Annotated in this window: 20 protein-coding genes and 1 pseudogene; 16 read left to right on the top strand and 5 right to left on the bottom strand. The window is 60.8% G+C overall.

Annotated features, from left to right (window positions below):
• The 3 genes and pseudogenes from dut to argB all read left to right on the top strand — a co-directional run bounded on the left by dut (position 1) and on the right by argB (position 3,020).
• Positions 1-456: a dUTP diphosphatase gene (gene dut, locus ASD95_RS01150; RefSeq protein ID WP_007975171.1), complete on the top strand. Its 456-nt coding sequence runs from the start codon at positions 1-3 to the stop codon at positions 454-456.
• Positions 457-720: 264 nt separating this feature from the next.
• Positions 721-2,097: pseudogene (locus ASD95_RS01145) on the top strand (phosphomannomutase/phosphoglucomutase); the annotation flags it as partial.
• A gap of 17 nt (positions 2,098-2,114) precedes the next feature.
• Positions 2,115-3,020, top strand: coding sequence for an acetylglutamate kinase (argB, locus tag ASD95_RS01140; protein ID WP_056726853.1), 906 nt, complete (start codon positions 2,115-2,117; stop codon positions 3,018-3,020).
• A 184-nt stretch (positions 3,021-3,204) separates the two neighbouring features.
• Here argB and pyrE read toward each other — a convergent pair whose 3' ends face one another.
• The gene (gene pyrE / locus ASD95_RS01135) at positions 3,205-3,849 is read right to left on the bottom strand and encodes an orotate phosphoribosyltransferase (RefSeq protein WP_011336558.1); all 645 of its coding nucleotides are present in this window, start codon (positions 3,847-3,849) and stop codon (positions 3,205-3,207) included.
• Between the two features lie 80 nt (positions 3,850-3,929).
• Here pyrE and ASD95_RS01130 point away from each other — a divergent pair, with 80 nt between their 5' ends.
• A complete protein-coding gene (locus ASD95_RS01130) occupies positions 3,930-4,709 on the top strand; it encodes an exodeoxyribonuclease III (protein ID WP_003176915.1) in 780 nt (259 codons plus the stop codon).
• Between the two features lie 105 nt (positions 4,710-4,814).
• Here ASD95_RS01130 and gltS read toward each other — a convergent pair whose 3' ends face one another.
• From gltS to rph, 3 genes are all read right to left on the bottom strand, one after another.
• A complete protein-coding gene (gene gltS, locus ASD95_RS01125) occupies positions 4,815-6,020 on the bottom strand; it encodes a sodium/glutamate symporter (RefSeq protein WP_056726852.1) in 1,206 nt (401 codons plus the stop codon).
• A gap of 383 nt (positions 6,021-6,403) precedes the next feature.
• Positions 6,404-6,772, bottom strand: a complete 369-nt coding sequence (locus ASD95_RS01120) for a DUF4870 domain-containing protein (RefSeq protein WP_056726851.1) — start codon at positions 6,770-6,772, stop codon at positions 6,404-6,406.
• A 28-nt stretch (positions 6,773-6,800) separates the two neighbouring features.
• Positions 6,801-7,523 (bottom strand): ribonuclease PH, encoded by a 723-nt coding sequence (rph, locus tag ASD95_RS01115; RefSeq protein ID WP_056726850.1) that lies wholly within the window; start codon positions 7,521-7,523, stop codon positions 6,801-6,803.
• Between the two features lie 267 nt (positions 7,524-7,790).
• Between rph and ASD95_RS01110 the strand changes: the two genes are divergently transcribed.
• The 6 genes from ASD95_RS01110 to ASD95_RS01085 all read left to right on the top strand — a co-directional run bounded on the left by ASD95_RS01110 (position 7,791) and on the right by ASD95_RS01085 (position 13,110).
• A complete protein-coding gene (locus tag ASD95_RS01110; protein WP_056727032.1) occupies positions 7,791-8,654 on the top strand; it encodes a YicC/YloC family endoribonuclease in 864 nt (287 codons plus the stop codon).
• 13 nt (positions 8,655-8,667) lie between these two features.
• Entirely contained in the window at positions 8,668-9,288 is a 621-nt protein-coding gene (gene gmk, locus ASD95_RS01105; protein WP_046038947.1) for a guanylate kinase, read from the top strand.
• 167 nt (positions 9,289-9,455) lie between these two features.
• Positions 9,456-9,719, top strand: coding sequence for a DNA-directed RNA polymerase subunit omega (rpoZ, locus tag ASD95_RS01100; protein ID WP_007921129.1), 264 nt, complete (start codon positions 9,456-9,458; stop codon positions 9,717-9,719).
• A gap of 57 nt (positions 9,720-9,776) precedes the next feature.
• Entirely contained in the window at positions 9,777-11,882 is a 2,106-nt protein-coding gene (gene spoT / locus ASD95_RS01095; RefSeq protein WP_056726849.1) for a bifunctional GTP diphosphokinase/guanosine-3',5'-bis pyrophosphate 3'-pyrophosphohydrolase, read from the top strand.
• A gap of 37 nt (positions 11,883-11,919) precedes the next feature.
• Entirely contained in the window at positions 11,920-12,300 is a 381-nt protein-coding gene (locus tag ASD95_RS01090; protein ID WP_003229509.1) for a RidA family protein, read from the top strand.
• A 69-nt stretch (positions 12,301-12,369) separates the two neighbouring features.
• Positions 12,370-13,110 carry a hypothetical protein gene (locus ASD95_RS01085; RefSeq protein ID WP_056726848.1) on the top strand — a complete coding sequence of 247 codons (741 nt, stop codon included), beginning with the start codon at positions 12,370-12,372 and terminating at the stop codon, positions 13,108-13,110.
• An 88-nt stretch (positions 13,111-13,198) separates the two neighbouring features.
• On the opposite strand, the gene ASD95_RS01080 is transcribed toward ASD95_RS01085, so the two are convergent.
• Entirely contained in the window at positions 13,199-14,056 is an 858-nt protein-coding gene (locus tag ASD95_RS01080; protein ID WP_056726847.1) for an SDR family oxidoreductase, read from the bottom strand.
• A gap of 188 nt (positions 14,057-14,244) precedes the next feature.
• Here ASD95_RS01080 and exbB point away from each other — a divergent pair, with 188 nt between their 5' ends.
• The 6 genes from exbB (at position 14,245) to ASD95_RS01050 (ending at position 21,089) form a co-directional block, all read left to right on the top strand.
• Positions 14,245-15,216: a tonB-system energizer ExbB gene (gene exbB / locus ASD95_RS01075; RefSeq protein ID WP_056726846.1), complete on the top strand. Its 972-nt coding sequence runs from the start codon at positions 14,245-14,247 to the stop codon at positions 15,214-15,216.
• A 6-nt stretch (positions 15,217-15,222) separates the two neighbouring features.
• On the top strand, positions 15,223-15,651 hold the full coding sequence (gene exbD / locus ASD95_RS01070) for a TonB system transport protein ExbD (RefSeq protein ID WP_007975187.1): 429 nt from the start codon (positions 15,223-15,225) through the stop codon (positions 15,649-15,651).
• The gene (locus ASD95_RS01065) at positions 15,648-16,397 is read left to right on the top strand and encodes an energy transducer TonB family protein (RefSeq protein WP_056726845.1); all 750 of its coding nucleotides are present in this window, start codon (positions 15,648-15,650) and stop codon (positions 16,395-16,397) included. Before exbD ends, ASD95_RS01065 begins: the two co-directional genes overlap by 4 nt.
• 195 nt (positions 16,398-16,592) lie before the next feature.
• Complete coding sequence (locus ASD95_RS01060; protein WP_008047093.1) at positions 16,593-17,522, top strand: hydrogen peroxide-inducible genes activator; 930 nt, start codon at positions 16,593-16,595, stop codon at positions 17,520-17,522.
• 9 nt (positions 17,523-17,531) lie between these two features.
• Entirely contained in the window at positions 17,532-19,607 is a 2,076-nt protein-coding gene (gene recG / locus ASD95_RS01055) for an ATP-dependent DNA helicase RecG (RefSeq protein WP_056726844.1), read from the top strand.
• Positions 19,608-19,685: 78 nt separating this feature from the next.
• Complete coding sequence (locus tag ASD95_RS01050; RefSeq protein ID WP_056726843.1) at positions 19,686-21,089, top strand: aminoacyl-tRNA deacylase and HDOD domain-containing protein; 1,404 nt, start codon at positions 19,686-19,688, stop codon at positions 21,087-21,089.
• Positions 21,090-21,115: the final 26 nt, after the last annotated feature.

Below are 21,115 nucleotides of genomic sequence, written 5' to 3'. Positions count from 1 at the left end.
ATGCACGCTTTGCAAGCCAAGATCCTCGACCCCCGCATCGGTACCGAATTCCCGCTGCCGCAATACGCCACACCGGGCTCCGCCGGCCTCGACCTGCGCGCCATGCTGGAACAGGACACCGTGATCAAGCCGGGTGAAACCGTGCTGATTCCCACCGGCCTGTCGGTTTATATCGGTGACCCGAACCTGGCGGCGCTGATTCTGCCGCGCTCGGGGATGGGCCATAAGCACGGCATCGTACTGGGCAACCTGGTCGGCCTGATCGACTCCGACTACCAGGGCCCATTGATGGTCTCTTGCTGGAACCGTGGCCAGACCGAATTCACCATGCCGGTCGGCGAGCGCCTGGCGCAACTGGTGCTGGTGCCGGTGGTGCAGGCTCACTTCGAGATGGTTGAAGAGTTCGTTGAAACCGAGCGCGGCACTGGCGGTTTCGGCCATACCGGTACCCGCTGATCCGGACGCGCTCTTCTGTGGTGGGGGATCTGGCTCCCTCGCCACAAAATTCAAATTGCCATCTGCAAGGTTTAGCTCCGAAAATCAAGGCATTGCCCGGTCAACCCCCTGCCGTCGGGGCGTCATGGCCCTTTCATACCACGAACTCTCTGTGGAAAACGCCGTCATACCCTTCAGTTTGAACCTGCCGCCGAATGAATTGGCGGCCTGTCCAGCCACTTTCGAGATGGAGCATTTCCACAGATGAACACCCCGGCCAAAGTCGCACCCAAGTTCCCTGACAGCATCTTCCGCGCCTACGACATCCGCGGCACAGTCCCGGAATTCCTGAACGCCGAAACCGCTTACTGGATCGGCCGCGCCGTCGGCTCCCAAAGCCTGGCCCAGGGCGAGCCAAACGTGTCCGTCGGTCGCGATGGCCGTCTGTCCGGCCCGGAGCTGGTCGCACAACTGATCAAAGGCATCGCCGACAGCGGCTGCCACGTCAGTGATGTCGGCCTGGTCCCGACTCCGGCGCTCTACTACGCCGCCAACGTACTGGCCGGAAAATCCGGCGTGATGCTCACCGGCAGCCACAATCCGTCGAACTACAACGGCTTCAAGATCGTCATCGCTGGCGACACCCTGGCCAACGAACAGATCCAGGCCCTGCACGACCGCCTCAAGACCAACAACCTGAGCAGCGGCCAGGGCAGCATCACCCAGGTCGAGATCCTCGACCGCTACACCACCGAAATCGTCCAGGACATCAAGCTGGCCCGGCGCCTGAAAGTGGTCGTCGACTGCGGTAACGGCGCGGCCGGCGTGATCGCCCCGCAACTGATCGAAGCGCTGAACTGCGAAGTCATCCCGCTGTTCTGCGAAGTGGACGGCAACTTCCCGAACCACCATCCGGACCCGGGCAAGCCTGAAAACCTCGTGGACCTGATCGCCAAGGTCAAGGAAACCAACGCTGACATCGGCCTGGCCTTCGACGGCGATGGCGACCGCGTCGGCGTGGTGACCAACACCGGCAGCATCGTCTACCCGGACCGCCTGCTGATGCTGTTCGCCCGCGACGTCGTTGCGCGCAATCCGGGCGCCGAAATCATCTTCGACGTGAAATGCACCCGTCGCCTGATTCCGCTGATCAAGGAATACGGCGGCCGGTCGTTAATGTGGAAGACCGGTCACTCGTTGATCAAAAAGAAAATGAAACAATCCGGCGCCCTGCTGGCTGGCGAAATGAGCGGGCACATCTTCTTCAAGGAGCGCTGGTTCGGTTTCGACGACGGCATCTACAGCGCCGCGCGGCTGCTGGAGATCCTCAGCAAGGAAAAATCATCGGCCGAAGAGCTGTTCGCGACCTTCCCGAACGATATTTCTACGCCGGAAATCAATATCCATGTGACCGAAGAGAGCAAATTCAGCATCATTGATGCATTGCACGATGCGCAGTGGGGCGAAGGCGCCGACCTGACCACCATTGACGGCGTGCGAGTCGACTATGCCAAAGGCTGGGGCCTGGTACGCGCCTCCAACACCACTCCGGTGCTGGTGCTGCGTTTCGAGGCCGATGACGAGGCTGAATTGCAGCGCATCAAGGACGTATTCAAAGTCCAGTTGAAGCGTGTTGCACCTGATCTCCAACTACCGTTCTGATTCACCCGGAGCCCTGAATGACCCTCGAACGCGAAGCCGCCGCCAACACCGCCAAGGTCCTGTCCGAAGCGTTGCCTTACATCCGCCGTTATGTCGGCAAGACACTGGTGATCAAATACGGCGGCAACGCGATGGAAAGCGAGGAGCTGAAAACCGGCTTCGCCCGCGACATCGTGCTGATGAAGGCCGTGGGCATCAACCCGGTGGTGGTTCACGGTGGCGGCCCGCAAATCGGTGACCTGCTCAAGCGCCTGTCGATCGAGAGCCATTTCGTCGACGGCATGCGCGTCACCGACGCCGCGACCATGGACGTGGTGGAAATGGTCCTCGGCGGCCAGGTCAACAAAGACATCGTCAACCTGATCAACCGTCATGGCGGCAGCGCCATCGGCCTGACCGGTAAAGACGCCGAGCTGATTCGCGCGAAGAAGCTCACCGTTACCCGTCAGACCCCGGAAATGATCACCCCGGAGATCATCGACATCGGCCACGTGGGCGAAGTGGTCGGCATCAACACCGACCTGCTGAACCTGCTGGTCAAGGGCGATTTCATCCCGGTGATCGCGCCCATCGGCGTCGGTGCCAACGGCGAGTCGTACAACATCAACGCTGACCTGGTGGCCGGTAAAGTCGCCGAAGCGCTGAAAGCCGAGAAGCTGATGCTGCTGACCAACATCGCCGGCCTGATGGACAAGTCGGGCACGGTCCTGACCGGCCTGACAACCCAGCAAGTCGACGACCTGATCGCCGACGGCACTATCTACGGCGGCATGCTGCCGAAGATCCGTTGCGCACTGGAAGCGGTCCAGGGCGGTGTGGGCAGCTCGCTGATCATCGACGGTCGCGTGCCGAACGCGATCCTGCTGGAAATCTTCACCGATACCGGCGTTGGCACCTTGATCAGCAATCGCAAGCGTCCTTAAGCGATAGCGCATACAAAAAAGACCCCGCTCGGCCTGGCTGAGCGGGGTCTTTTTTTGCCTGCGATCCCTGCGGGATTTTGTACATCCCAGTAGGAGCTGCCGAAGGCTGCGATCTTTTGACTTTGGCTATTTTAAAACAAGATCAAAGGATCGCAGCCTTCGGCAGCTCCTACAGGTCGCCGTGTCAGACGCCGAACTGGGCGCGGTACGCTTCCACGGCTGGCAAGTGCTGCTTGAGTTGCGGGTCGTCCGCCAGGAATTCCAGCACCTGGTTCAGCGAGACGATGCTGATGACCGGGATGCCGAAGTCACGCTCGACTTCCTGGATCGCCGACAACTCGCCATTACCACGCTCCTGACGGTTCAGGGCGATCAGCACGCCAGCGGCCTTGGCGCCGTCCTGGGAGGCAATGATCTGCATCACTTCACGGATCGCGGTGCCAGCGGTGATCACGTCGTCGATGATCAGAACATCGCCGGTCAGCGGCGCGCCAACCAGGCTGCCGCCTTCGCCGTGGGCCTTGGCTTCCTTGCGGTTGAAGCACCATGGCAGGTCACGGTTGTGATGCTCGGCCAGGGCCACGGCGGTGGTCGCCGCCAACGGGATGCCCTTGTAGGCCGGGCCAAACAGCACGTCGAAGGGAATGCCGCTCTCGGCAATGGCAGCAGCGTAGAAACGTCCCAACTGCGCCAGGGCCGAACCCGAGTTGAACAGGCCCGCATTGAAGAAGTAAGGACTGGTGCGCCCGGACTTCAGGGTGAACTCACCGAAGCGCAAAACGCCGCGATCGATGGCAAAACGGATGAAATCGCGCTGATACGCTTGCATGAAAAACCCCAAATACCACGGATTTAGCTAATTAGCTTGACGCCGTGTATCATACACGCACGCGATTTTTGGGGCCATTTATGCGGATCATCAGTGTGAACGTCAATGGTATTCAGGCTGCAGTCGAGCGTGGTTTGCTCAGTTGGCTGCAGGCACAGAATGCCGACGTCATCTGCCTGCAGGACACCCGCGCCTCCGCCTTTGAACTGGACGATCCAGCCTTCCAACTGGATGGATACTTCCTTTATGCCTGCGATGCCGAAGTTCCCGCCCAAGGTGGCGTGGCTTTGTATTCGCGGCTGCAACCGAAGGCTGTCATCAGCGGTCTCGGTTTCGAGACGGCCGACCGCTACGGGCGCTACCTGCAAGCCGATTTCGACAAGGTCAGCATCGCGACCTTGCTGCTCCCTTCGGGGCAGAACGGCGATGAAGACTTGAACCAGAAGTTCAAGCTAATGGACGACTTCGCCCGTTATCTGGATAAACAGCGACGCAAACGCCGCGAGTACATTTATTGTGGCTCGCTGTACGTGGCGCAACAGAAGCTGGATATCAAGAACTGGCGTGACAGCCAGCAATCTCCGGGCTTCCTGGCACCTGAACGTGCCTGGATGGACGAGATTGTCGGCAACATGGGTTATGTCGACGCCCTGCGTGAAGTCAGCCGTGAAGGCGACCAGTACAGCTGGTGGCCGGACAACGAACAGGCGGAGATGCTCAACCTCGGTTGGCGCTTCGACTACCAGCTGCTGACGCCGGGCCTGCGCCGCTTTGTACGCAGCGCACGCCTGCCACGCCAGCCGCGGTTCTCACAACACGCGCCGCTGATCGTGGACTACGACTGGACGCTGACGATCTAAGTGATTTTTCACTGAGCAGTCTGATAGACGGTCGAAAAAATGCCCGTATCGCAAGATACGGGCATTTTTATGCGCTCTATTCAGAGGCTCCCAGCGACCTGAACCTCAAACCGCGGCGAAAAACGGCAGTGCAAGGTACAACTTGATCACGATGACATTAATGATGTCGATGAAGAAAGCGCCCACCATTGGCACCACCAGGAACGCTATCTGAGAAGGCCCATAGCGCTGTGTCACCGCTTGCATATTGGCGATGGCCGTTGGCGTGGCACCCAGTCCAAAACCGCAATGCCCTGCCGCCAATACAGCCGCGTCGTAGTTACTGCCCATCATCCTGAATGTCACAACAATCGCAAACAGAGCCATGACCAACGTTTGCGCAGCCAGGATGATAAAGATCGGCAACGCCAGTGCAGCCAGATCCCACAACTTGAGCGACATCAGAGCGATTGCCAAAAACAGCGACAAGCTGACATTCCCCAGCACGGAAACTTCTCGCTCAAACACCTGATACACGCCAAGCGCCGAAAGCCCGTTGCGTAAAAGCACGCCCACGAACAACACGCAAACAAACGTCGGCAACTCAAATGCGGTTCCCTGAAGCCACCCATTCAGGAGTGAGCCCGCCAGCAGGCTGACAGCAATCAAAGCCAGTGTCTCGACTAGCGAAAACGACGTGATCGAGCGTTCTTTGTTCGGTTGTTCAAAGCCCTTGGGCAGCCGTGGCTTTTCCTGCTCGCAGCCGGGTGTCTGGACACGACTGATGAGCAGGCGGGCAACAGGCCCACCAATCAAGCCGCCCAGCACCAGGCCAAACGTTGCTGAGGCCATGGCCAGTTCAGAGGCAGAGGCCAGACCGAACTTCTCGCTGAACGTCGCCCCCCATGCAGCACCTGTACCGTGGCCGCCTGCCAAGGTGATCGAGCCTGTCAGCAAGCCCATCAAGGGGTCGAGTCCCAACGCCGTGGCAAGCCCGATGCCCATCGCATTCTGGATCACCAGAAGTCCGACAACCGCCAGCAGAAAGATCCCCACGACGCGCCCGCCCTTCTTCAGGCTGGCGAAGTCTGCACTCAAACCGATGGTGGCAAAAAACGCCAGCATCAAGGGCGTTTGGAGCGAAGTATCAAAGCGAACTTCAATATCGAGGGTTCTCAAGGCGAGAAGAGCCAAGGCAACCACCAGGCCGCCGGCTACAGGCTCAGGGATATTATAAGTGCGTAAAAAACCGACACGAGAGACAAGCGCGCGCCCCAGCAAAAGCACTAAAGAGGCAGCGACAAGTGTTCCGTAAAAATCAAGCTGAAGCATTCTGGGTATTCTTGTTTATATATTCAGTGGCGAACTTTTTACCTGGGCACGCCTTTTGAACAGGTTGAGGATCTCAACACTGATTGGTATTGGATTCAGAAGCCGTCAATGGTCCGAATATATCGAAATATTTCTTGATGAATATTACTTGGAGCAACCTTATCAACCGCCAAGTCCCATTGCCAAGCCTGCAAGCCGTACTGAGGCTTACAGTTTGTGACTAAACGTGTAAGAAATATTACTTACACTAGTGGACGTCGATTGAATAGCGATCGAACAATTTCGCAACATTAGAGATTAATCTGATTGCAAAAAAACAAATGCCCCAACATGTCGGGGCATTTGTATTGAACTGCGCTTAAAGCAGCATCAGCGTCCTGGGCTTACTTGATCAACCGCCATGTGAACGGGTAGCGATAAGGCTGCCCCTCATTGGCCTTCACCCCGGCAATGATCGTCAGCACCAGCGCACCGATCGCGATCAGGCCAAACAGGAAGAACCCGATAATCACCAGCATCAGCAGGAAGCAGATAGCCGAGGCGATCGCCACGGTTAACTGAAAGTTCAGAGCTTCCTTGCCCTGAGCGTCGATGAACGGGTCCATCTCGCGCTTCATCTGCCAGAGAATCAGCGGGCCTATGATCGTGCCGAACGGAATCCAGATCCCCAGCAAGGCGGACAAGTGGCAAAACATGGCCCACTGACGCACCTCTTGGCTCGGCGTAGGCAGCGGCAGTTGCTCGTCACTCATGGTGTCCTCCTTGTCTGGGGCATTCCAGTCAGTCGGCCAGTGCGGCCTTTTGCAATTCGAAGATCTCGTTCATGCCTTTCTTCGCCAACTCAAGCATCGCGTTCAGCTCTTCAGGCTGGAACGGCGCGCCTTCGGCAGTGCCCTGGACTTCGATGAAACCGCCAGCACTGGTCATCACCACGTTCAGGTCGGTCTCGGCGGCCGAGTCTTCCAGATAATCGAGGTCAAGCACAGGCTCACCCTTGTACATGCCCACGGAAACCGCAGCGATCATCTGCTTGATCGGGTCACCGCCCTTCAGGCCGCCACGCTTCTTGATCACTTTCAAGGCATCGATCAGCGCAACCATGGAACCGGTGATCGACGCGGTGCGGGTGCCGCCATCAGCCTGGATCACGTCACAGTCGACGTACAGGGTGACGTCACCGAGCTTGGACATGTCCAGCGCAGCGCGCAGGGAGCGGCCGATCAGACGCTGGATTTCCAGGGTGCGGCCGCCTTGCTTGCCACGGCTGGCTTCACGCTGGTTACGCTCGCCGGTAGCGCGCGGCAGCATGCCGTACTCGGCGGTCAGCCAGCCCTGGCCCTGGCCCTTCAGGAAACGCGGTACGCCCGGTTCAACGCTGACGGTACAAATGACCTTGGTATCGCCGAACTCGACCAGCACAGAACCCTCGGCGTGTTTGGTGTAGTTGCGGGTGATGCGGATCGAGCGGAGCTGATCGGCAGCGCGACCACTTGGACGTATCATAGGGAGTACCTGTACTGGGGACGGAAAACTGCGGAGCATTATAGAGCCGACGGCCGCCACTGGGCACTTCTAAAAAATTCCGCCGACGACCGAGGGCTCTGCACCGCGCGTCGGTGCAGGCCTGCCGCTCTTTGTCACACTGTGTGTTTGGGCGCATCCGCGCCACTGCGCTACAATCCTGCGCCTTTGCTGCCAGTCGGCTTTAATTCATTGATATCGGATTCCCGGAACCTCGGTTCTGTGCCGATCTGCCTGCGAGGTACCTCCATGGTGCACAGCATGACCGCCTTCGCCCGCGTCGAGAAAGCCGGCGTTCAGGGCACCCTGAGCTGGGAACTGCGCTCGGTCAACAGCCGCTACCTGGAACCCCACCTGCGCCTGCCGGAATCCTTTCGCGACCTCGAGGGCGCTGTTCGTGAAGCCCTGCGCCAGGGAGTATCGCGGGGCAAGCTCGAATGCACCCTGCGCTTCACCGAAGAAAATACCGGCAAGTCGCTGCAAATCGATCAGGAGCGCGCCGCGCAACTGGTCGCCGCCGCCGAGACCATCGCCAGCCTGATCAAGAACCCGGCAGCGCTGAACCCGCTGGAAGTCCTGGCCTGGCCCGGCGTCCTGGTAGGCGACGCCACCGACCCGCAAGCCTTGAACGCCGAAGCGTTGGCGCTGTTCAACCAGGGCCTCAAGGAACTGAAAGCCGGCCGCGAACGCGAAGGCGCGGAGCTGGCGCGGCTGATCAACGAGCGCCTGAGCTCCATCGAGGAAGACGTGGTGACCTTGCGCGAACTGGTCCCGCAAATGCTCGCCACCCAGCGCCAGAAAGTCCTCGACCGCTTCGCCGACATGAAGGCCGAGATGGATCCGCAGCGCCTGGAGCAGGAAATGGTCATGCTCGCGCAAAAAAGCGACGTCGCCGAAGAACTGGATCGCCTGAGCACTCACATCATCGAAGTTCGCCGGGTGCTCAAATCCGGCGGTGCCGCCGGTCGGCGCCTGGACTTCCTGATGCAGGAACTCAACCGCGAAGCCAATACACTGGGCTCCAAAGCCTTCGACCCGCGCAGCACCCAGGCTGCGGTCAACCTCAAGGTGTTGATCGAGCAGATGCGCGAACAAGTGCAGAACATTGAGTAAGGCTACCCCCGACATGACACACAGCACCGGCACCCTGTACATCATTTCCGCCCCTTCGGGTGCGGGCAAGAGCAGCCTGGTCAAGGCCCTGACCGATGCAAATCCGGAGATCCGCGTCTCGGTCTCCCACACTACCCGCGCCATGCGCCCCGGTGAAGTGAATGGCGTGAACTATCACTTCGTCGACCGCAGCGAGTTCGTGAAGATGATCGAACACGGGGATTTCCTCGAGCGTGCTGAAGTGTTCGGCAATCTCTACGGCACTTCGCAAAGCCACCTGCAGCAGACCCTGGACGAAGGCCACGACCTGATTCTGGAAATCGACTGGCAAGGTGCCGAGCAAGTGCGCAAGCTGATGCCTCAGGCCCGTTCGATCTTCATTCTGCCGCCGTCATTGCAGGCCCTGCACCAGCGCCTGACCAATCGCGGCCAGGACAGTGACGAAGTCATTGACGGCCGGATGCGCGAAGCCGTCAGCGAAATGAGCCATTACGTCGACTACGATTACCTGATCATCAACGACGATTTCGCCCACGCACTGCACGACCTGAAGGCGATTTTCCGCGCCAATCAGCTGATTCAGAAGCGTCAGCAGCAGCGTCACGGCAAATTGCTGGCCGAATTGCTCGGTTAATCAGCTCTTCCCAAAACCGCTGCAAGGGCTTTACATTGGCACTTGCAGCGCGTTGAAGGGCTTGGTCAAAAAATCAGCGCTTCCCTAAACGCTGGTGATTTTTTAAACTGTCGAGTCCGCTCGCCCATCCGGGCAGCGCGCATATTGCATTTGCTACGAGGAAGACCATGGCCCGCGTAACCGTTGAAGACTGCCTAGAACACGTGGATAACCGCTTTGAGCTGGTCATGCTCTCTACCAAGCGTGCCCGTCAACTGGCCACCGGCGGCAAAGAGCCGAAAGTAGCATGGGAAAACGACAAGCCTACCGTCGTCGCCCTGCGTGAAATCGCTGAAGGCCTGATCGACTACGCAGCTATCGCCGAAGCCGAAATCGTTGAAGATGAACCGCTTTTTGCTGCATTCGAGGACGAGTCCAACGAGGCCGTCTAAGCCTATGCCTGGTCGACGTAGCACGGCGCGGGATAAAAGCTTACGGCAGGAGACATCATGCCGAGCATAGACGCCCTCGCCGATCGCTTATCGGCCTACCTCGGCAAGGACCAGGTCAACCTGGTCCGCCGAGCGTATTTCTACGCCGAGCAAGCCCACGACGGCCAACGCCGCCGTAGCGGCGAGGCGTACGTCACGCACCCACTCGCGGTTGCGAATATTCTTGCCGACATGCACATGGACCATCAGAGCCTGATGGCCGCGATGCTGCATGACGTGATCGAAGACACCGGTATTGCCAAGGAAGCGCTGCAAGCGCAGTTCGGTGAAACCGTGGCCGAACTGGTCGACGGGGTCAGCAAACTGACCCAGATGAACTTCGAGACCAAGGCCGAAGCCCAAGCCGAAAACTTCCAGAAAATGGCCATGGCCATGGCCCGCGACATTCGCGTGATCCTGGTCAAGCTGGCCGACCGCCTGCACAACATGCGCACGCTGGAAGTGCTGTCCGGCGAAAAACGCCGGCGCATCGCCAAGGAAACCCTGGAAATCTATGCACCCATCGCCAACCGGCTGGGCATGCACGCCATCCGCATAGAGTTCGAAGACCTTGGCTTCAAGGCCATGCACCCGATGCGTTCCGCGCGGATCTACCAGGCGGTCAAACGCGCCCGGGGCAACCGCAAGGAAATCGTCAACAAGATCGAAGAATCCTTAAGCCACTGCCTGGCCATCGATGGCATCCAGGGCGAGGTCAGCGGTCGCCAGAAACACCTCTACGGCATCTACAAGAAAATGCGCGGCAAGCGTCGGGCCTTCAACGAGATCATGGACGTCTACGCGTTCCGGATCATCGTCGACAAGGTCGATACCTGCTACCGCGTGCTGGGTGCTGTACATAACTTATATAAACCACTGCCAGGGCGTTTCAAGGATTACATCGCGATCCCCAAGGCCAACGGCTATCAGTCGCTGCACACCACGCTGTTCGGCATGCACGGTGTTCCGATCGAGATCCAGATCCGCACCCGTGAAATGGAAGAGATGGCCAACAACGGCATCGCCGCCCATTGGCTGTACAAATCCAGCGGCGACGAGCAGCCCAAAGGCACCCATGCCCGCGCCCGCCAGTGGGTCAAGGGCGTGCTGGAGATGCAGCAACGCGCCGGCAACTCGCTGGAATTCATCGAAAGCGTGAAGATCGACCTGTTCCCGGACGAGGTCTACGTGTTCACGCCCAAAGGCCGGATCATGGAACTGCCCAAGGGCTCCACGGCGGTCGACTTCGCTTACGCGGTTCACACCGACGTGGGCAACAGCTGCATTGCCTGCCGTATCAATCGTCGTCTCGCGCCGCTGTCCGAACCGCTGCAAAGCGGCTCCACGGTCGAGATCGTCAGCGCTCCCGGCGCGCGGCCGAACCCGGCCTGGCTCAACTTCGTGGTCACCGGCAAGGCGCGCACGCACATTCGCCATGCCCTGAAACTGCAACGCCGCTCCGAATCCATCAGCCTCGGCGAGCGCCTGCTGAACAAGGTCCTCAACGGCTTCGACAGCTCGCTGGAGAAAATCCCGGCCGAACGCGTCAAGGCCATGCTCGTCGAGTACCGCCTGGAACTGATCGAAGATTTGCTCGAAGACATCGGCCTGGGCAATCGCATGGCCTATGTGGTGGCCCGCCGGTTGCTGGGCGAAGGCGAACAGTTGCCAAGTGCAGAAGGCCCGCTGGCGATTCGCGGAACCGAAGGCCTGGTGCTCAGCTACGCCAAGTGCTGCACGCCGATCCCGGGCGACCCGATTGTCGGCCACCTGTCCGCCGGCAAAGGCATGGTCGTGCACCTGGACAACTGCCGCAACATCAGCGAAATCCGCCACAACCCGGAAAAATGCATCCAGCTCTCGTGGGCCAAGGATGTCACCGGCGAATTCAACGTCGAACTGCGCGTCGAGCTGGAACACCAGCGCGGCCTGATCGCCCTGTTGGCCAGCAGCGTCAACGCCGCCGACGGCAACATCGAGAAAATCAGCATGGACGAACGCGATGGTCGCATCAGCGTGGTCCAGTTGGTGGTCAGCGTACACGACCGTGTGCACCTGGCCCGCGTGATCAAGAAACTGCGCGCCCTGACCGGGGTGATTCGCATCACCCGCATGCGTGCATAGCTCGCAAACGTAGCCACCTCATTACAAGGAGTCATCAATGACCAAGACTGTTATCACCAGCGACAAGGCCCCGGCCGCCATCGGTACTTACTCCCAGGCGATCAAGGCTGGCAACACCGTTTACATGTCGGGTCAGATTCCCCTGGACCCAAAAACCATGGAACTGGTCGAAGGCTTCGAAGCCCAGACCGTCCAGGTGTTCGAGAACCTCAAGGCCGTGGCTGAAGCTGCTGGCGGTTCGTTCAAGGACATCGTCAAGCTGAACATCTTCCTCACCGACCTGAGCCACTTCGCCAAGGTCAACGAGATCATGGGCAAGTACTTCGACCAGCCTTACCCTGCCCGCGCCGCCATCGGCGTAGCAGCCCTGCCAAAGGGTTCGCAGGTTGAAATGGATGCCATCCTGGTCATCGAGTAAAGCGTACGGCGCAGCCACGGGCTGCGCCGACTGCTCTGCTGTAAAAGAATGCTTGAAAGGATTCCACCCATGCGCAACGCGCTTGCTCTCTCGCTGCTCGCCCTGTTCCTGGGCGGATGTGCCAGCAACCCTGCCGACCGCGACATCAGCGGCACCTGGATCAACCAGGTGGCGATCGATGCTGCCGCCAAAGGCGTCCCCCTGCGTGAAGCGCTCCAGGCCTATGGCCCGAACCTGGAATGGGACATCAACACCAAGGCCGGTCAGGCCCGCTACACCAACGGTTTTGAAAATGTCGACGGCAAGCTGCTGGGTGAACAGTCCGGCGCCTGGAAAGTCGACTTTTATGGCAGCTCGGCCAGTGAGCTGAAGCGTGACGGCAAGCAACTGAGCCAGTCCGCAAGCGACAACGAGCCCGAGCAAGTCTTCGACCGCGTACAGATCCAGGTACCGGATGGCGCACCCATGGGCGCCAGCTTCGAACGTGCGCTGTATTCCGCCTACATGGGCGGCGGCTGGACAATCGTGAACGGCCCGGGCGAAGGCAACACGGTTCAATTCCAGGCCGACGGCCAGGTGACCGGCCTGCCAGGCAGCGACCGCTATGCGTTGTGCCTGGCCGGCGATTGCGCATCCATGAGTGGCGGCAATGACAACATGTGGCTGCAACTCAATGGCCAGGGCAACGCCTGGATCTTTGCACGCAAGGGCAAGGAGCTGGAGATTTTCCAGACCGTGAACACGGCGCAGGCGGACGAGATGCCCTCGTTCACCCCGGGTGAGCGCAAGTGGCTGCTGGAAAAGCAATAAATCCCTGAAAAGATCGCAGCCTTCGGCAGCTCCTACAAAGGTTATATGTACACCTGTAGGAGCTGCCGCAGGCTGCGATCTTTTGCTATCAGCAGCGCCCCTCAAGAATCGCCGCATACCCCTCGCGGAAACTCGGGTACTTCGGCGTCCAGCCCAACGCTTTTGCCCGTGCATTGCTGCAGCGTTTGCTGCCGGTGCGACGCACGCTGTCGTCATCGGCCCACTCGGTCACACCCAGATACTCACGCAACCAGCCCACCACATCCGCCAGCGCTGCCGGCGCGTCATCGACGCCGATGTAGACATCATCCAGCGCTACGCCACGCCGATCCGCCTCAAGCAGGCATGCCATCAATCCCGCGGCGTCGTCGGCATGAATCCGATTGGCATACAACGGCGGATCGGTTACCACGCGATACCCCCGACGAACCTGTGTCAGCAGCCACTCACGGCCCGGACCATAAATGCCGGTCAGACGCACGATGCTCGCCGGAATGCCGCTTTTGAGGGCAAGTTGCTCGGCTTCGAGCATCACACGCCCGGAATAGCCCGCCGCCACGGCCGGTGAGGCCTCGTCGACCCATTCGCCGTTCTGCTGACCGTAGACACTGCTGCTGGACACGAACAACAGGCGGTTGGGCACCTGCCCGTAGTCGTCCAGCCACTCCAGCACATGCTCCAGGCCCTGGACATACGCAGCGCGGTAACCGGCTTCGTCGTGATCGGTGGCCGCCGCGCAATACACCAGGTAATCCACGGCGCCGATTGGCCAAGTGTCCGGGCAGTCTTTGTTGAACAGGTCACCGGCCACGCCGATGACGCCCTTGGGCAGGCGTGAAACGTCGCGTCGAAGGCCATGGACCTCCCACCCCGCCGCCAGCAATTGTGTAGCCAGGCGGCTGCCGACATCACCGCAGCCGGCGATCAAAACAGTAGGCGCAGACATCAGAAAACTCCCATCGCAAAGCCACAGACTAGCGCCGGCAATAGACAGGCGGCTAGCAATGCAGGAAAAAAAGAGACGCTATTACTTTTGTTAACAAGAATTAATTGCAATAATGCCTCCCCACTTTTGTTCTCGGCCTTCGAGGCCTGGAAGAACATCACCCGTTTTTTCTCTCAGGTCCGGCCAGCATGACACGCAATCAATTCTCCGCTTCGCCAACCAAACGACCTCGCGCCTGGAGCGCAGTGGCCGCCCTGCTCCTCAGCCTGATGCTCGCGCCAGTCGCCGCTTTCGCCGATGCCCAGGCGCCAGCCACACCTGCCACCACCGCGCCGGCTCCGGCCGATCACGCCGCCCCGGCCGTAGCTCCGGTTGCGACCGATCCGGCCCTGGCCGCACCGGCAGAAACACTGGGTGAAGACGTCCCTGAAGTCCTCGAAGCCGACAACACCCTGGGCATGGCCCACGACCTGTCGCCATGGGGCATGTACAAGAATGCCGACATCATCGTGAAAATCGTGATGATCGGCCTGGCCATCGCCTCGATCATCACCTGGACTATCTGGATCGCCAAGGGGCTTGAGCTGATGGGTGCCAAGCGTCGTCTGCGCGGTGAAATCGCCCAACTGAAAAAATCCGCCTCCCTCAAGGAAGCCAGCGCTACCGCGGCGAAGGAAGGCACCCTGGCCAACCTGCTGGTACATGATGCTCTCGAAGAGATGCGCCTGTCGGTCAACAGCCGTGAGAAAGAAGGCATCAAGGAACGCGTCAGCTTCCGTCTTGAGCGCCTGGTCGCGGCCTGCGGTCGCAACATGAGCAGCGGCACCGGCGTGCTGGCCACCATCGGTTCCACCGCCCCGTTTGTCGGCCTGTTCGGCACCGTATGGGGCATCATGAACAGCTTCATCGGCATCGCCAAGACCCAGACCACCAACCTTGCCGTCGTCGCCCCCGGCATCGCCGAAGCCCTGCTGGCTACCGCGCTGGGCCTGGTTGCAGCGATCCCGGCGGTCGTGATCTACAACGTCTTTGCCCGCTCCATCGCCGGTTACAAGGCTCAGGTGTCCGACGCGTCGGCACAGGTCCTGCTGCTGGTCAGCCGCGACCTCGACCACCAGCCTGAGCGCAGCTCGCAACCGCACATGGTGAAAGTGGGGTAATCGGCCATGGGCCTGCATTTGAAAGAAGGGGCAGACGACGATCTGTCCGAAAACCACGAAATCAACGTAACGCCGTTCATCGACGTGATGTTGGTGCTGTTGATCATCTTCATGGTGGCGGCCCCGCTGGCCACCGTGGACATCAAGGTCGACCTGCCTGCGTCCACCGCCAAACCGGCGCCGCGGCCAGAGAAACCGGTGTTCCTCAGCGTCAAGGCTGACCAGCGCCTGTTCCTCGGTGAAGACGAAGTGAAGGCCGAAGCACTCGGTGCCACCCTCGACGCCAGGACCCAGGGCAAGAAAGACACGACAATCTTCTTCCAGGCCGACAAAGGCGTGGATTACGGCGACCTGATGAGCGTGATGGACAACCTGCGCTCTGCCGGTTACCTGAAGGTAGGTCTGGTCGGACTCGAGACGGCAGCCAAGAAATGATCACGACGCGCCATAAGCTGACGCGTTACAGCGGTAGCCTGGCCGTGGTGCTGGGTGTTCACGCGCTGGCCATCGCGCTGGCGCTGAACTGGTCCGCCCGCCCGCCCATTGAATTGCCCCCCCAGGCAATGATGGTCGAACTGGCGCCGGTTCCTGCCCCGCCACCGCCTGCTCCGCCGAAGGTCGTCACTCCGCCGCAGCCACCGGCTCCGGTTGAAGAATTGCCGATACCCAAGCTCGCTGAAGCGCCGAAAGCTGAAATTGCCGTGCCCAAGCCGGTCAAACCCAAGCCGAAGCCGCAACCGCCCAAGCCGGTAGAGAAGAAACCCGAGCCGCCGAAGGAAAAACCGGCCGAAGAAAAACCGGCCGAAACCCAGCAGACCCAGGCACCGACGGAGAAATCAGCCCAGCCTGCGCCGGGTCCGTCGCCTGCTCAAATGGCGGCCAAGGCCAGCTGGCAAGGCACGCTGTTGGCACACCTGCAGAAGTACAAGAAGTACCCTGCAAGTGCCCAGGCGCGGGGCAAGGAAGGCATGAACCGTCTGCGTTTCGTCGTGGATGCCGAAGGCAATGTGTTGTCGTTCGAGCTGGTAGGCGCCTCGGGCACTGCCGATCTGGACCGGGCCACCCTGGAAATGATCCGCCGCGCTCAACCGCTGCCCAAGCCACCGCCCGACATGTTGACCAATGGCTCCATCGAAATCGTTGCACCCTTTGTGTATTCGCTGGAAAAACGCCGGCGGTAGAAAGCAGCAGATCAAAAGATCGCAGCCTGCGGCAGCTCCTACAGGGATCACATTAACCCGTGTAGGAGCTGCCGCAGGCTGCGATCTTTTTTTGCCTTTCGCATTGCCCGGTGTCACTCGACGCACTCAGTCTGATAACGTGCGTCTATCGATTGCAGCCGGTATGCTTGGCCCGCAACTACATGGACGCTTGCTATGACCCTCACAGAATTGCGCTACATCGTTACCCTCGCCCAAGAGCAGCACTTCGGCCACGCGGCCGAGCGTTGCCACGTCAGCCAGCCGACCCTGTCGGTAGGCGTGAAAAAGCTTGAAGACGAACTCGGTGTGCTGATTTTCGAGCGCAGCAAAAGCGCCGTGCGCCTGACCCCGGTCGGCGAAGGCATCGTGGCCCAGGCCCAAAAGGTATTGGAACAGGCCCAAGGCATCCGCGAACTGGCCCAGGCCGGCAAGAACCAGCTGACCGCCCCACTCAAGGTCGGCGCGATCTACACCGTCGGTCCGTACCTGTTTCCGCACCTGATTCCACAATTGCACCGGGTCGCCCCGCAGATGCCGTTGTACATTGAAGAAAACTTCACCCACGTGCTGCGCGACAAACTGCGCAACGGCGAGCTCGACGCGATCATCATCGCCCTGCCGTTCAATGAAGCCGACGTGCTGACCCTGCAGCTCTACGACGAGCCGTTCTACGTGCTGATGCCGGCGCAGCACCCGTGGACACAAAAGGAATCCATCGACGCCAGCCTGCTCAACGACAAGAGCCTGCTGCTGCTCGGCGAAGGCCACTGCTTCCGCGACCAGGTGCTGGAAGCCTGCCCGACCCTGACCAAAGGCAACGACGGCGCCAAGCACACCACGGTGGAATCCAGCTCCCTGGAAACCATTCGCCACATGGTCGCCTCGGGTCTCGGGATTTCGATCCTGCCGTTGTCGGCAGTCGACAGTCATCACTACGCCCCCGGCGTGATCGAGGTGCGTCCGTTGTCGGCACCCGTACCGTTCCGCACCGTGGCCATTGCCTGGCGCGCCAGCTTCCCGCGCCCGAAAGCGATTGAAATCCTCGCTGACTCCATTCGCCTGTGCTCGGTGGCCAAGCCAGCGGCGCAAGTCGCCGCGGGCTAAGCAACGGTCATGAGCGAGTTGTCGCAAGTGTCGGTGACGGCACTCAAGGGTGTCGGTGAAGCCATGGCCGAGAAACTGGCCAAGGTCGGCCTGGAAAACCTCCAGGACGTGTTGTTTCACCTGCCCCTGCGTTATCAGGACCGCACCCGTGTGGTGCCGATCGGCGCACTGCGGCCCGGGCAGGATGCGGTCATCGAAGGCACCGTCAGCGGTGCCGATGTGGTCATGGGCCGGCGACGCAGCCTGGTGGTCCGGTTGCAGGATGGCACCGGGGGCTTGAGCCTGCGTTTCTATCATTTCAGCAACGCGCAAAAAGAAGGCCTGAAACGCGGCACGCGGATTCGCTGCTACGGCGAGGCGCGGCCCGGCGCTTCGGGGCTGGAGATCTACCACCCGGAATACCGCGCCATCACCGGCGACGAACCGCCGCCAGTGGATGAAACCCTGACCCCGGTCTACCCGCTCACCGAAGGCCTGACCCAACAGCGCTTGCGCCAGTTGTGCATGCAGACCCTCACCCTGCTCGGCCCCAGCAGCCTGCCCGACTGGCTGCCGAACGAACTGGCCCGCGATTACCAATTGGCGCCGCTGGCCGATGCGATCCGCTACCTGCACAACCCGCCCGCCGATGCCGACGTCGATGAACTGGCACTCGGTCACCACTGGGCGCAGCACCGTCTGGCTTTCGAAGAACTGCTGACCCATCAACTGTCGCAACAGCGCCTGCGTGAAAGCATGCGCTCCCTGCGTGCGCCAGCGATGCCCAAAGCCACCAGGCTGCCGGCCAAATACCTGGCCAACCTCGGCTTCAGTCCGACCGGTGCCCAACAGCGGGTCGGCAATGAAATCGCCTATGACCTCAGCCAGCACGAACCGATGCTGCGGCTGATCCAGGGCGACGTCGGCGCCGGTAAAACCGTGGTCGCCGCCCTTGCCGCGCTGCAAGCGCTGGAGGCCGGTTATCAGGTCGCGCTGATGGCACCCACCGAAATTCTCGCCGAGCAGCACTTCATCACCTTCAAGCGCTGGCTTGAGCCGCTGGGCATTGAAGTCGCCTGGCTGGCCGGCAAGCTCAAGGGCAAGAACCGCGCAGCCGCGCTGGAGCAAATCGCCAGCGGCACGCCGATGGTGGTCGGCACCCACGCGCTGTTCCAGGACGAAGTGCAATTCAAGAACCTGGCGCTGGTGATCATCGACGAACAGCACCGTTTCGGCGTGCAGCAGCGTCTGGCCTTGCGGCAGAAAGGCGTCGGCGGACGCATGTGCCCGCACCAGTTGATCATGACTGCCACGCCGATTCCGCGCACGCTGGCCATGAGCGCCTACGCCGACCTCGACACCTCGATCCTCGACGAATTGCCGCCCGGCCGAACCCCGGTCAACACCGTGCTGATCACCGACACCCGGCGGGTCGAAGTCATCGAGCGGGTGCGTAGCGCTTGCGCCGAAGGGCGTCAGGCCTATTGGGTGTGCACGCTGATCGAAGAGTCGGAAGAGCTGACCTGCCAGGCAGCGGAAACTACCTTCGAGGACCTCACTGCCGCTCTCGGCGAGTTGAAAGTCGGGCTGATCCACGGCCGCATGAAGCCTGCGGAAAAAGCTGCGGTGATGGCCGAATTCAAGGCCGGCAACCTGCAACTGCTGGTCGCGACCACGGTGATCGAAGTCGGCGTCGACGTGCCCAACGCCAGCCTGATGATCATCGAAAACCCCGAGCGCCTGGGCCTGGCGCAATTGCACCAGTTGCGCGGCCGAGTCGGCCGGGGCAGCGCCGTCAGCCATTGCGTGCTGCTCTACCATCCGCCACTGTCGCAGATCGGCCGCCAGCGCCTGGGCATCATGCGTGAAACCAACGATGGTTTCGTCATCGCCGAAAGGGATCTGGAACTGCGCGGCCCCGGCGAAATGCTCGGCACCCGGCAAACCGGCCTGCTTCAATTCAAGGTCGCTGACCTGATGCGCGATGCCGATTTGCTGCCCGCCGTGCGGGATGCCGCCCAGGCATTGCTCGAACGCTGGCCGACCCACGTCAGCCCGCTACTCGACCGATGGCTGCGTCATGGCCAACAATACGGCCAAGTGTGACAACCGTCACGGTTTCTGAGGCGTGGCCCCAAGCAAGCTGGTTATACTCCCGCCATTGTTTAAGTACGGATACAGACCATGACCGAAGTTGCCTTCGCACCCGACACCCCGCACGCTCCGTCGGTTATTCGGCTGATGCTGGGCAAGTTGGGCATTACCTACGAAGAAGTGCTGGATCGTCACGGCCTCAATGCCGCGCGCAAAGTGCAGGCCGTTCTGCTGGAAGACAGCGTTGGTGTATTGATGGTGCTGTTCCCGCAGAGCCAATTGCTGGACCTCAATCGCCTGACCGAACTCACCGGTCGCCGCCTCGCCGCCGTACCCATCGAACGCCTGAAAAAAATGCTCGGCAAGCACAACCTCAGCTTGCTGCCAGGCCTGCCGGCGCTGACCAGTTCACCGTGCCTGTACGACGAAAGCCTGCTGCGCGAGCCGAAGTTGCTGATCAACTCCGGTGAGCCGGGCGTGCTGCTGGAAATCACCAGCGAAGACTTCAAGGCGACCATGCTGATCAAGGCCAGCGCCGCCAATTTCGGCGAAAACCTGACCAGCATCCGCCCCAACCTTGACCGCCCCGATGACGACCGCGAGGAAATCACCCAGGCCGTCCAGGCGTTCACCGCACGGCGCATCCAGCAGCGTCTGGAAGCGACCATCGAGATTCCGCCGCTGGCCGAAACCGCGCAAAAAATCATCAAGCTGCGCGTCGACCCCAACGCCACCATCGACGACATCACCGGCGTGGTCGAAACCGACCCGGCGCTGGCCGCACAAGTCGTGAGCTGGGCGGCATCGCCGTACTACGCCTCGCCGGGCAAGATCCGCTCGGTGGAAGACGCCATCGTGCGGGTGCTGGGCTTCGACCTGGTGATCAACCTGGCGCTGGGCCTGGCCCTGGGCAAAACCCTGAGCCTGCCCAAGGACCACCCGCAACACTCCACGCCCTACTGGCAGCAATCGATCTACACCGCCGCCGTCATCGAAGGCCTGACCCGCGCCATGCCCCGCGCCCAGCGTCCGGAAGCCGGCCTGACCTACCTGGCCGGCCTGCTGCACAACTTCGGCTACCTGCTGCTGGCCCACGTGTTCCCGCCGCACTTCTCGCTGATCTGCCGCCACCTGGAGGTCAACCCGCACCTGTGCCACAGCTTCGTGGAACAGCACCTGCTGGGCATCAGCCGTGAACAGATCGGCTCATGGCTGATGCGCTACTGGGACATGCCCGAAGAACTGGCCACCGCCCTGCGCTTCCAGCACGACCCGCATTACGACGGCGAATTCGCTGAGTACCCGAACCTGGTGTGCCTGTCGGTGCGCCTGCTGCGCAGCCGTGGCATCGGCTCCGGCCCCGACGAAGACATCCCCGACGCCCTGCTCGAACGCCTTGGCCTGAGCCGCGAAAAAGCCAACGACGTGGTCAGCAAAGTCCTCGAGGCCGAAGTGCTGCTGCGCGAACTGGCTTCGCAGTTCACCCAAGGCTGAAAAGCAATCGCGAGCAGCCTCGCTCC

The organism is Pseudomonas sp. Root71, from assembly GCF_001429045.1.
Taxonomy (GTDB): Bacteria; Pseudomonadota; Gammaproteobacteria; order Pseudomonadales; family Pseudomonadaceae; genus Aquipseudomonas; species Aquipseudomonas monachiensis.
This window is presented reverse-complemented; position numbering and strand designations above follow the sequence as displayed.